Origin of the sequence: Streptomyces sp. JH34, assembly GCF_029428875.1 — a bacterium.
Lineage (GTDB): Bacteria > Actinomycetota > Actinomycetes > Streptomycetales > Streptomycetaceae > Streptomyces.
On record NZ_JAJSOO010000001.1, the window covers coordinates 4,355,270 to 4,367,105 of the forward strand.

The window sequence follows — 11,836 nt, forward strand, 5'->3', positions numbered from 1 at the left end:
GGCTGCCGATGCCCATACGTGTTCCTGCGGTGAAGCGGCGCCTCCGTAGCCGATCGGGATTCCTCGTGCAGATGTCCCTTCTACCCTTACCCGGTTCCAGCCATGAGTTACAAGCGCCAAATGCGCCTGTATGTCCGCTTTGTGGAGTTCTCCGACTACCGTGTGGCGAGGGAAACGCGTAATGTTTTACGCACGTCGGGGGCAGCCACGATGAAGCCGCGTACACAGGGACGCGGGTAGTGACGGACGGCGAAGAGGGACGGCATGGACCGCGGGACGGTCGGCAGTGCGAACCGGGGTCGGCTACAGGTCGAGGTCCGGACCGAGGGCCGAAGCGAAGTCGTGACACCGGCGGGTGAGCTCGATCACCACACCGCCGATCTGCTGCGCGAACCACTGGAGCGCGCCGTCGAGCAAGGGCGTACGCGCCTGGTGGTGGACTGTTCGCAACTCGACTTCTGTGACTCCACCGGGCTCAACGTGCTGCTCGGTGCCCGCCTGAAGGCCGAGGCGGCCGGCGGAGCGGTGCACCTGGCCGGCATGCAGCCCGTGGTGGCTCGCGTCTTCGAGATCACGGGTGCGGAGGCGGTCTTCACCGTCCACGCCTCGCTCGAAGACGCTCTGAGCACCTGACAGCGGCGCATCCCATGCGTCTGCCCGGCACCCGGTGCCCCGACTATCGCGCGCGTCACGCTGTTGGCGTAGCGGAAGTGGGTGTCGTCACCATTCGGCCGGGCAGGAGAGATCCCGTCGGGGTCATGAAGCCCGCACACTCTGTATCTGATCAATATCTGTTCGATGGCAACACACGGTGAATCGGTGAGGTGAAGCGCTGATGAGCACCACCCGGCAGCATCCGCCGGGCGGCCTCGGCCGCGAGCCGGACGGCAAGGGCACCGCCTCTGCCGTACCGGCCGACCGGCAGTGGCGCACGCTCTCGCTGAGGGACGCCACCGGCATCGTGCCGATGGCCCGTGACTTCGCCCGGCAGGCGCTCCACGACTGGGGCTGGCTGCCCGCGTCGGGCGCCGACAGGCGGGCTGCGGCCGAGGACGTCCTGCTGGTCGTCTCCGAGCTCGTCACGAACGCCTGCCTGCACGCGGAGGGCCCCGAGGAGCTCCGCATCGCCTGCTCGCCCAAGAGCCTGCGGGTCGAGGTCGTGGACGGCGGCGCGGGACAGCCGGCGCCGCGTACCCCGCACCGCGCGGGGCGGCCCGGCGGGCACGGCATGTTCATCGTGCAGCGGCTCTGCCTCGACTGGGGTGTGTCGCGCACCCCGGACGAGCCCGGCAAGACCGTCTGGGCGGAGCTCGCGGCACCGGCGTGACCCGGCTCTCCGCTCCACGCGTACGGCAGAGGCCCCGCACCGACCGGTGCGGGGCCTCTGCCGTACGGCCGGGGCCGCGTCAGCGGACGTCGCCCATGAGTTCCTTGACCTTGCCGCGGTACATGAAGACCGCGACACCCGCGAGGACGGCGAGCGCGGCCTGGAGCGCGACGACCCCGGTGCCGTTGAGCTCGACACCCGCGAGGGAGAGCAGGCCAGTGGTGCAGTCACCGGCGGTCACGGCCAGGAACCAGACACCCATCATCTGGCTGGCGTACTTCGCCGGGGCCATCTTCGTGGTGACCGAAAGGCCGACCGGGGACAGCGTCAGCTCGCCGACGGTCTGCACGAAGTAGATCGCGACCAGCCACATCGCGGCGGCCTTGTGGCCGTCGCCCGCGATGGTCAGCGGCGCCAGGAAGAGGAAGAACGACGCGCCGACCAGCACCAGACCGGAGCTGAACTTCACGACCGTGCTCGGCTCCTTGCCCCGCCGGTTCAGCGCCATCCAGAAGGCGGCGAAGACCGGAGCCAGCGCCATGATCAGGACCGGGTTGACCGACTGGTACCAGGAGACCGGGAAGTCCCAGCCGAGGACCGAGTTCTCCGCGGAGGAGTCGGCGAAGATCGCCAGGGTCGAACCGCCCTGGTCGTAGATCATCCAGAAGATGGCGGCAGCAACGAAGAACCAGATGTAGCCGGACATCTTCTTCTGCTCGGTCTCGCTGAGCTCCTTGTCGCGCTTGATGCGCGTCAGGACCATGACCGGGATGACCAGGCCGGCGATCGTGATCGGGACCAGCAGCCAGTTCAGCGTGTAGACGCCGGTGACGACGGTGCCGATGTAGAACACGGCCGCGATGCCGAGCCAGATCATCGACTTGCGCAGGGTGGCCGCGCGCTCGTCCGCGGAGAGCGGCTTCGGCACGACGAGGCTGCGCTCGTTCAGGTGGCGGGTGCCGAGCAGGAACTGGACGACGCCGAGTCCCATGCCGAGCGCGGCCAGGGCGAAGCCCAGGTGCCAGTTGACGTTCTCGCCGACGGTGCCGATCACCAGCGGTGCCGCGAAGGCACCCATGTTGATGCCCATGTAGAAGATCGTGAAGCCACCGTCACGGCGCGGGTCGTCCGGGCCGTCGTAGAGGTGGCCCACCATCGTCGAGATGTTGGACTTCAGCAGACCGGAGCCGATGGCCACCAGCCCGAGCCCGGCGAAGAAGGTCCCCTCGGTGGGCAGTGCCAGCGTCAGGTGGCCGAGCATGATCACGCCGCCTGCGATGGCGACGGTCTTGCGGGGGCCCCAGACGCGGTCGCCGAACCAACCGCCGGGCATGGCGAGCAGGTACACCAGCGACAGGTAGACCGAGTAGATCGCCGTGGCCGTGGCGGGGTTCATGTGAAGCCCGTTGGGAGCGATCAGGTAGAGCGGGAGAAGGGCGCGCATGCCGTAGTAGCTGAAGCGCTCCCACATCTCCGTCATGAAGAGAGTGGCCAGGCCGCGGGGGTGGCCGAAGAAGGTCTTCTCCGAACCAGGAGTGCTGGCCGAGTCCTTCGTCAGGCTGGACGCCATGGTCGATCCTTGCTGGTCGGGACGCGTCGCCTCGTGAGCGGTACGCGCCCGGTGGGGGGTAGCCGGCACCGGTGCGGGAACGCCCCACCCCTGACGCCTCGAGGGGATTCGATCCGGCCACCGGCTCCGAAGGGAGTTCGGGGGCGGTATCGCGGGACAGACCGCTCCGGGATCCACGCCCGGCGCGTGTCTCACGCTCCGGGCCCGGCCCACAGGTCATTCACTGGTCGGGGCCGGCAAGAATCCGGCCCGTACACAAAAGCGACCCTTGGCGCTAAAAGCTGCCCAAAGGTCATTCGACGGTGCAACAGGCGTCGAGCAACCATACGACACGACACGCGGGGATATGGAAGGACTTGAGACATGGATCACAGGTCCAGGTGGAACCACAGTCCCATATTCGAAGGAGGATGACCGATTCGTGGACCGGACCCGCAGGGCCTCGCCAGTGCCTCACCCCGGCGGTCCCGCGCGGACTACCATCACTGCATGACCCGTGTACTGCTCGCCGAGGACGACGCATCCATCTCGGAGCCACTGGCCCGCGCCCTGCGTCGTGAGGGTTACGAGGTCGAGGTCCGTGAGGACGGTCCGACCGCACTCGACGCCGGACTCCAGGGAGGCGTCGACCTGGTCGTCCTCGACCTGGGGCTTCCCGGCATGGACGGCCTGGAGGTCGCCAGGCGACTGCGGGCCGACGGCCACGCAGTGCCGATCCTGGTGCTGACCGCACGCGCCGACGAGGTCGACACCGTGGTCGGCCTGGACGCCGGCGCCGACGACTACGTGACCAAGCCCTTCCGCCTCGCCGAGCTCCTCGCCCGGGTCCGGGCCCTGCTCCGCCGCGGAGCGGTCGAGCCGGCCCCGCAGCCCGCGACGCACGGTGTCAGGATCGACGTCGAGTCGCACCGGGCCTGGATGGGCGACGAGGAACTCCAGCTCACCGCCAAGGAGTTCGACCTGCTCCGGGTCCTCGTCCGGGACGCCGGCCGGGTCGTCACCCGCGACCAGCTGATGCGCGAGGTCTGGGACACCACCTGGTGGTCCTCCACCAAGACCCTCGACATGCACATCTCCTGGCTGCGCAAGAAGCTCGGCGACGACGCGGCCAATCCGCGGTACATCGCCACCGTCCGGGGCGTCGGCTTCCGGTTCGAGAAGAGCTGACGTACAGAACACTCATGCGCCGCCGACTGATCAACTCCACGCTCGCCGTGGTGCTCGTCGTGATCGCCGTCTTCGGCGTGTCCCTCGTCATCGTCGAGACCCGCACCATCAGCAACAGCGCCCAGGAGAGCGTCGACGCGGAGGCCTTCCGGCTGATCAGCGTCGTCGAGAGCCGGCTGCTCGGTGCCGAGCGGATCACCCCCCAGGTCCTCGCCGAGCAGGTGGACCCCAGCCGCTACGCCCGCGTCGAGATCCCGGGGCGGTCCCCGATCGAGGTCGGCGAGCGCCCCGCGGACGGCGACTCGATCCGCAGTACGGAGACGGGGGAACAGGGCGAGAAGGTCACCGTCGAGGAGTCCCGCTCCACCGTGACGCGGGAGGTCGGCCGGACCCTGCTGATCATCGGGGCGGTGGCCCTGCTCGCCATCATCTCCGCCGTGCTCCTCGCCGTGCGCCAGGCCGACCGGCTGACCTCCCCGCTCACCGACCTCGCCGAGACAGCCGAGCGCCTCGGATCGGGCGACCCGCGTCCGCGGCACAAGCGGTACGGGGTGGCGGAGCTGGACCGGGTCGCCGACGTCCTGGACTCCTCCGCCGAACGGATCGCCCGGATGCTGACGGCGGAGCGGCGCCTGGCCGCGGACGCCTCGCACCAGCTCCGTACGCCCCTGACGGCCCTCTCCATGCGGATCGAGGAGATCTCGGTCACCGACGACCCCGACACGGTGAAGGAGGAGGCGAACATCGCGCTCACCCAGGTCGAGCGGCTGACCGACGTGGTGCAGCGGCTCCTGACCAACGCCCGTGACCCGCGTACCGGCTCCGCCGTCGTCTTCGACCTCGACGAGATCGTCAAGCAGCAGATCGAGGAGTGGCGCCCGGCCTACCGCAGTGCGGGCCGCGCCGTCGTCTGCTCGGGCAAGCAAGGACTGGAGGCCGTCGGGACGCCCGGCGCCGTGGCCCAGGTGCTCGCCGCCCTGATCGAGAACTCGCTGATGCACGGCGGTGGCACGGTCGCGCTGCGCACCCGTGTCACCGGCAACCAGGTCGTCGTGGAGGTCACCGACGAGGGCCCCGGCGTCCCCGCCGACCTCGGGGCGCGGATCTTCGAGCGCACCATCAGCGGCCGGAACTCCACCGGGATCGGCCTCGCGGTGGCCCGGGACCTCGCCGAGGCCGACGGCGGCCGGCTCGAACTGCTCCAGCAGCAGCCACCGGTCTTCGCCCTCTTCCTCAGCCGCGTCGTGCCCAGCCGCAAGGAGTACGTGCGTCCCGTGCGCTGAGCCCTCCGGGCGCAGGCGCGGTGGCAGGCGCCGTCGTCAGTGTGGCACCGGGCCGGGCGCTACCTCGTCGGAGGGTCGTCGCTGCTCCAGAAACCGCTCCGCGTCGAGCACGGCCTCCTTGGCGGGCAGCGCCCGGAACACCCAGGTGCGGTAGGACCAGAACCGGAACAGCGTGGCGATGCCGATGCCGAGGATCTTGAACACGTTGCTCTGGACCGGGCTGTTCCACCCGAAGCCGTACGTCGCCGCGTAGAGCACGCCCGTCTCGATCACCGCACCGACGGCGCTGAACAGCAGGAACAGCGTCAGCTCCCGGGTCCGGCCGGTCTTGTCGCGGTCCCGGTAGGTCCAGTAGCGGAAGCCGACGTAGTTGAAGAGGATGGCGACGACCGTCCCCATCAGACCGGCCCGCACCACCGGGATATCCGTGGTGCGCCAGATCAGGTTGGAGACGGCGATGTTCACGACCAGCCCGAGGGCGCCGACCGCGCCGAACTTGGCGACCTCCCGTGCCAGCAGATCAAGCCGGGCCCGCAGTGCGCCCCGTTCGCTCATGGTGATCGCTCAGCCCCGTCCGGTCGTTTCCGTCAACCCGGCCATGCTAACCAGCCCTCCCGTGTGATGCCTGTGAGCCCTGGGGACCGCGTGACGAGGGAGTCGGCCGGGTCCCGGAAGGAGAGGGTGAGGGGGACCTTCCGCACGCCCGATACCCTGGTACGCGTGACGTTCCCTGTAGTCGGCATGGTCGGCGGCGGTCAGCTCGCCCGTATGACCCATGAGGCGGGCATCCCCCTCGGCCTGAAATTCAAGCTCCTCAGTGACACACCCCAGGATTCGGCCGCCCAGGTGGTCGGAGAGGTCGTCGTCGGCGACTACCGCGACCTGGAGACGCTGCGCGCCTTCGCCCGCGGCTGCGATGTGATCACCTTCGACCACGAGCACGTGCCGACCGAGCACCTGCGGGCCCTGGAGGCGGACGGCATTCCCGTGCGCCCCGGCCCCGACGCCCTGGTGCACGCCCAGGACAAGGGGGTCATGCGCGCCAAGCTCACGGAGATCGGCGCACCCTGCCCCCGCCACCGCATCGTCGCCGACCCGGCGGACGCCGCGGCCTTCGCCGACGAGGTGGGGGGCTTCCCCGTCATCCTCAAGACGGTCCGCGGGGGCTACGACGGCAAGGGCGTCTGGGTGGTCCGCTCCGAGGCGGACGCAGCCGAGCCCTTCCGCGCCGGTGTCCCCGTGCTCGCCGAGGAGAAGGTCGACTTTACCCGCGAGCTCGCGGCCAACATCGTCCGCTCGCCGCACGGCCAGGCCGTCGCCTACCCCGTCGTGGAGTCCATCCAGGTCGACGGGGTCTGCGACACCGTCATCGCCCCGGCGCCCGACCTGGACGAACGCCTCGCGGGCGAGGCCCAGCAGCTCGCCCTGCGGATCGCCGCCGAGCTCGGCGTGGTGGGCCACCTCGCGGTCGAGCTCTTCGAGACGCGCGATGGGCGCATCCTCGTCAACGAGCTCGCGATGCGCCCGCACAACTCCGGGCACTGGACCCAGGACGGCGCGGTCACCTCGCAGTTCGCCAACCACGTGCGGGCCGTCCTGGACCTCCCGCTCGGCGACCCCCGCCCGCGCGCCACCTGGACGGTCATGTCCAACGTCCTCGGCGGCGACTACCCGGACATGTACCAGGCGTACCTGCACTGCATGGCCCGCGACCCGCAGCTCAAGATCCACATGTACGGAAAGGACGTGAAGCCCGGCCGCAAGGTGGGCCACGTCAACACCTACGGCGACGATCTGGCGGACGTGCGTGAGCGCGCCCGGCACGCGGCCGACTACCTGCGAGGAACGATCACCGAATGACCGCACCAGGCTCCGCCCCCGTCGTCGGCATCGTCATGGGCTCGGACTCCGACTGGCCCGTGATGGAAGCGGCCGCCAAGGCCCTCGGCGAGTTCGAGATCCCGTACGAGGTCGACGTCGTCTCCGCCCACCGCATGCCGCACGAGATGATCGCGTACGGCGAGTCGGCGGCGGACCGCGGTCTCAAGGCGGTCATCGCGGGAGCGGGAGGCGCGGCCCACCTGCCCGGCATGCTCGCCTCCGTCACCCCGCTGCCCGTGATCGGCGTCCCGGTCCCGCTGAAGTACCTCGACGGCATGGACAGCCTGCTGTCCATCGTCCAGATGCCGGCCGGTGTCCCCGTGGCCACCGTGTCCGTCGGCGGCGCCCGCAACGCCGGGCTGCTCGCCGCCCGCATCCTCGCCGCCCACGACGGCGAGCTCCTCGCACGGATGAAGGACTTCCAGCAGGAGCTCAAGGACCAGGCGACGGAGAAGGGCAAGCGGCTGCGCGCCAAGACCCAGGGCGCGGACCACTTCGGCTTCGGGAAGTAGGCAGGCGATGGACAACCTGGACCGCGCCCGGCTGCTCCTCGCCGGCCACCCCGTCGTCGACGGCCACAACGACCTCCCCTGGGCCCTGCGCGAGCAGGTCGGCTACGACCTCGACGCCCGCGACATCTCCCGGGACCAGACCGGCACCCTGCACACCGACATCCCGCGGCTGCGGGCCGGCGGTGTCGGCGCGCAGTTCTGGTCCGTCTACGTCGCCTCCCATCTGGCCGGTGACGACGCGGTGAGCGCCACGCTGGAGCAGATCGACGTCGTCGGGGAGATGCTGGCCCGCTACCCGGACGACCTGCGCCGCGCCCTGACCGCGGACGACATGGAGAAGGCCCGCGCCGAGGGCCGTATCGCCTCCCTGATGGGGGCCGAGGGCGGCCACTCCATCAACAACTCCCTGGCGACCCTCCGGGCCCTGCACACCCTGGGCGTCCGCTACATGACACTCACCCACAACGACAACACCGACTGGGCGGACTCGGCGACCGACTCCCCGCGCGTCGGCGGGCTGTCGGAGTTCGGCCGCGAGGTCGTGCGCGAGATGAACCGCGTCGGGATGCTGGTCGACCTCTCCCACGTGGCGGCCACCACGATGCGCGACGTGCTCGCGACCTCCGTCGCGCCGGTGATCTTCTCGCACTCCTCCGCCCGGGCGGTCTGCGACCACCCGCGCAACATCCCCGACGACGTGCTGCGGATGCTCGCCGCCAACGGCGGCGTGGCCATGGCGACCTTCGTGCCGAAGTTCGTCCTGCCCGCGGCCGTCGAGTGGACGCTCGCCGCCGACCGCAACATGCGGGAGCACGGCCTGCACCACCTGGACACCACCCCGGCCGCCATGCGGATCCACGCGGACTTCGAAGCGGTCAACCCGCGCCCGATGGCCACCGTGGCGACGATCGCCGACCACCTCGACCACATGCGTGAGATCGCCGGGATCGACCACATCGGTGTCGGCGGCGACTACGACGGCACGGCCTTCCTCCCGCTGGGGCTGGAGGACGTCTCGGGCTATCCGCACCTGATCGCGGAGCTGCTCACCCGCGGCTGGTCGGAGACCGACCTGGCCAAGCTGACGTGGCAGAACGCCGTGCGCGTCCTGCGTGACGCGGAAGCGGTGTCCCGTGACCTGAGCGCCCGCGTCGGCCCGTCCCACGCGACGATCGACGAGCTGGACGGTCCGGCGAACTGAGTCCCGCACGGTACCGCGGAGGAGGCGGTGGCCCGGTGGCCACCGCCTCCTCGCCTCAGGCCTTCGGCCGGCCCATGGCCCGGTAGGTCCAGCCGGCCTCGCGCCACACCGCCGGGTCGAGGGCGTTGCGTCCGTCGAGGATGATCCGCCGCCCCGTGACCTCGCCCAGCTCCGCGGCGTCCAGCTCCCGGAACTCACGCCACTCCGTCAGGTGCAGCACCACGTCCGCACCCCGCACCGCGTCCAGCGCCGTGTCCGCGTAGCCGAGGGTCGGGAAGAGCCGACGGGCGTTGTCCATGCCCTTCGGGTCGAAGACCGTCACCTGGCCGCCCTGCAGATGGATCTGCCCGGCGACGTTCAGGGCGGGCGAGTCGCGTACGTCGTCGGAGTCCGGCTTGAAGGTGGCGCCCAGCACGGCGACGCGCGTGCCCAGGAAGGACCCACCGCCCACGGCCTCGCGGGCCAGCTCCACCATGTGGCCCCGGCGTCGCATGTTGATGGAGTCGACCTCCCGCAGGAAGGTCAGCGCCTGGTCGGCGCCCAGCTCACCGGCGCGCGCCATGAAGGCCCGGATGTCCTTGGGCAGGCAGCCCCCGCCGAAGCCGATCCCGGCCCGCAGGAACTTCTTCCCGATGCGCTCGTCGTGCCCTATGGCCTCGGCGAGCTTCACCACGTCGCCGTCGGCGGCCTCGCAGACCTCGGCCATGGCGTTGATGAAGGAGATCTTGGTCGCCAGGAAGGAGTTCGCGGAGGTCTTCACCAGCTCGGCGGTCGGGAAGTCCGTCACGACGAAGGGCGAGCCCTCGGCGACCGGTCCGGCGTAGACCTCGCGCAGCAGCTTCTCGGCCCGCTCGCTCTCGACCCCGACCACGATCCGGTCCGGGTGCAGGGTGTCCTTCACCGCGAAGCCCTCGCGGAGGAACTCGGGGTTCCAGGCCAGTTCCGCGTCGGTGCCCGCCGGTGCCAGCTCGGCCAGCCGCGCCGCGAGCCGCGCGGCGGAGCCCACCGGGACGGTCGACTTGCCCACGACCAGCGCGGGACGGGTCAGCTGCGGGGCGAGCGACTCGAAGGCGCTGTCCACGTAGCTCATGTCACAGGCGTACTCGCCGTGCTTCTGCGGGGTGTTCACGCAGACGAAGTGGACATCGCCGAACGCGCCGATCTCTTCCCAGGAGGTGGTGAACCGCAGGCGTCCGGTGGACCCCTCGATGCCCGCCACGTGCTTCTGCAGGATCTCCTCGAGCCCCGGTTCGTACATCGGCACCCGGCCGGCCGAGAGCATCTCGATCTTCTCGGGCACCACGTCGAGCCCGAGCACTTCGAAGCCCAGCTCCGCCATGGCCGCGGCATGGGTGGCGCCGAGGTAGCCGGTGCCGATCACGGTGATCCTGAGGGCCATGGGTGCTCCTGAACGATGCGGACAGACGTGCGGAGCCGAGCATATCCGGGCGGGCGGAACGCCGGTTTCCGGCCGCCGCCGGGGCTGTCGGCAAGCTCACGTGCCGCGCCCGTATGCCTCGGCTCGACCAGGCCATTAAAATTGGGTTACTTAACGGTAGTTAGCATCCTTGGGGAGTGAACGTCTTGGCGGGTTCGACCGATTTCGACCTGTACCGTCCGGCCGAGGAGCACGACATGCTCCGCGAGACGATCCGTTCGCTCGCCGAGGCGAAGATCGCCCCGCACGCCGCCGCGGTGGACGAGGAGGCGCGCTTCCCGCAGGAGGCGCTGGACGCCCTCGTCGCCTCCGACCTGCACGCGGTCCACGTCCCGGAGGAGTACGGCGGCGCGGGCGCCGACGCGCTGGCCACGGTCATCGTGATCGAGGAGGTGGCCCGCGTCTGCGCGTCCTCCTCCCTCATCCCGGCCGTGAACAAGCTGGGCTCGCTCCCGGTGATCCTCTCCGGCTCCGAGGACCTCAAGAAGAAGTATCTGGGCCCGCTGGCCAAGGGCGACGCGATGTTCTCGTACGCCCTGTCGGAGCCGGACGCCGGTTCCGACGCCGCGGGCATGAAGACCAAGGCCGTCCGCGACGGCGACTTCTGGGTCCTCAACGGTGTGAAGCGCTGGATCACCAACGCGGGCGAGTCCGAGTACTACACGGTCATGGCCGTGACCGACCCGGAGAAGCGCTCCAAGGGCATCTCGGCGTTCGTCGTCGAGAAGTCCGACGAGGGCGTCTCCTTCGGCGCCCCGGAGAAGAAGCTCGGCATCAAGGGCTCCCCGACGCGCGAGGTCTACCTCGACAACGTCCGCATCCCCGCCGACCGCATGATCGGCGAGGAGGGCACCGGCTTCGCCACCGCGATGAAGACCCTGGACCACACCCGCATCACGATCGCGGCCCAGGCCCTCGGCATCGCGCAGGGCGCCCTCGACTACGCCAAGGGCTACGTCCAGGAGCGCAAGCAGTTCGGCAAGCCGATCGCCGACTTCCAGGGCATCCAGTTCATGCTCGCCGACATGGCGATGAAGCTGGAGGCGGCCCGTCAGCTCACCTACTCGGCGGCCGCCAAGTCCCAGCGCGTCGACGGCGACCTGACCTTCTTCGGTGCCGCGGCCAAGTGCTTCGCCTCCGACGTCGCGATGGAGGTCACCACGGACGCCGTGCAGCTGCTCGGCGGCTACGGCTACACGCGGGACTACCCGGTCGAGCGTATGATGCGCGACGCCAAGATCACCCAGATTTATGAAGGCACGAATCAGGTGCAGCGGATCGTGATGGCCAGGAACCTGCCGTAGCAGGGTTTTTGCAGGTCAGAGGATGTTTCGAGGGTTCGATGGGGCATCGTTGGCCTTCTGTCCGTTGCGGCCCGATCAGGCCCGTTCCTGAGCGTCATGCTGGGGGAATCCTGGGTGGGCGCCGGGTTGAAAATGGCCACTGACCTGCACAAA

The 11,836-nt window shown here is 69.9% G+C and carries 11 protein-coding genes; 8 read left to right on the plus strand and 3 right to left on the minus strand.

The window, feature by feature from the left end; genetic code table 11:
• Positions 1 to 264 precede the first annotated feature (264 nt).
• On the plus strand, positions 265 to 633 hold the full coding sequence (locus tag LWJ43_RS19510; RefSeq protein WP_277333512.1) for an STAS domain-containing protein: 369 nt from the start codon (positions 265 to 267) through the stop codon (positions 631 to 633).
• Positions 634 to 835: 202 nt separating this feature from the next.
• On the plus strand, positions 836 to 1,327 hold the full coding sequence (locus LWJ43_RS19515) for an ATP-binding protein (RefSeq protein ID WP_277333513.1): 492 nt from the start codon (positions 836 to 838) through the stop codon (positions 1,325 to 1,327).
• Between the two features lie 79 nt (positions 1,328 to 1,406).
• Here the strand turns inward: LWJ43_RS19515 and LWJ43_RS19520 are convergent, their stop codons facing one another.
• Entirely contained in the window at positions 1,407 to 2,897 is a 1,491-nt protein-coding gene (locus tag LWJ43_RS19520) for an oligopeptide:H+ symporter (protein WP_277333514.1), read from the minus strand.
• Between the two features lie 489 nt (positions 2,898 to 3,386).
• Here LWJ43_RS19520 and LWJ43_RS19525 point away from each other — a divergent pair, with 489 nt between their 5' ends.
• Positions 3,387 to 4,064 carry a response regulator transcription factor gene (locus tag LWJ43_RS19525; protein ID WP_147963753.1) on the plus strand — a complete coding sequence of 226 codons (678 nt, stop codon included), beginning with the start codon at positions 3,387 to 3,389 and terminating at the stop codon, positions 4,062 to 4,064.
• Positions 4,065 to 4,078: 14 nt separating this feature from the next.
• On the plus strand, positions 4,079 to 5,347 hold the full coding sequence (locus LWJ43_RS19530; protein WP_277333515.1) for an ATP-binding protein: 1,269 nt from the start codon (positions 4,079 to 4,081) through the stop codon (positions 5,345 to 5,347).
• A gap of 36 nt (positions 5,348 to 5,383) precedes the next feature.
• Here LWJ43_RS19530 and LWJ43_RS19535 read toward each other — a convergent pair whose 3' ends face one another.
• On the minus strand, positions 5,384 to 5,902 hold the full coding sequence (locus tag LWJ43_RS19535; RefSeq protein ID WP_033305076.1) for a GtrA family protein: 519 nt from the start codon (positions 5,900 to 5,902) through the stop codon (positions 5,384 to 5,386).
• 165 nt (positions 5,903 to 6,067) lie between these two features.
• Between LWJ43_RS19535 and LWJ43_RS19540 the strand changes: the two genes are divergently transcribed.
• From LWJ43_RS19540 to LWJ43_RS19550, 3 genes are read left to right on the plus strand one after another with little or no spacing between them, the layout of a single operon-like run.
• On the plus strand, positions 6,068 to 7,207 hold the full coding sequence (locus LWJ43_RS19540; RefSeq protein WP_277333516.1) for a 5-(carboxyamino)imidazole ribonucleotide synthase: 1,140 nt from the start codon (positions 6,068 to 6,070) through the stop codon (positions 7,205 to 7,207).
• On the plus strand, positions 7,204 to 7,740 hold the full coding sequence (purE, locus tag LWJ43_RS19545) for a 5-(carboxyamino)imidazole ribonucleotide mutase (protein WP_277333517.1): 537 nt from the start codon (positions 7,204 to 7,206) through the stop codon (positions 7,738 to 7,740). Before LWJ43_RS19540 ends, purE begins: the two co-directional genes overlap by 4 nt.
• A 7-nt stretch (positions 7,741 to 7,747) precedes the next feature.
• A complete protein-coding gene (locus LWJ43_RS19550; protein ID WP_277333518.1) occupies positions 7,748 to 8,941 on the plus strand; it encodes a dipeptidase in 1,194 nt (397 codons plus the stop codon).
• Positions 8,942 to 8,996: 55 nt separating this feature from the next.
• Here LWJ43_RS19550 and LWJ43_RS19555 read toward each other — a convergent pair whose 3' ends face one another.
• Entirely contained in the window at positions 8,997 to 10,340 is a 1,344-nt protein-coding gene (locus tag LWJ43_RS19555; RefSeq protein WP_277333519.1) for a UDP-glucose dehydrogenase family protein, read from the minus strand.
• 185 nt (positions 10,341 to 10,525) lie between these two features.
• On the opposite strand from LWJ43_RS19555, the gene LWJ43_RS19560 reads away from it, so the two are divergent.
• Entirely contained in the window at positions 10,526 to 11,683 is a 1,158-nt protein-coding gene (locus tag LWJ43_RS19560; protein ID WP_277335943.1) for an acyl-CoA dehydrogenase, read from the plus strand.
• Positions 11,684 to 11,836 lie beyond the last annotated feature (153 nt).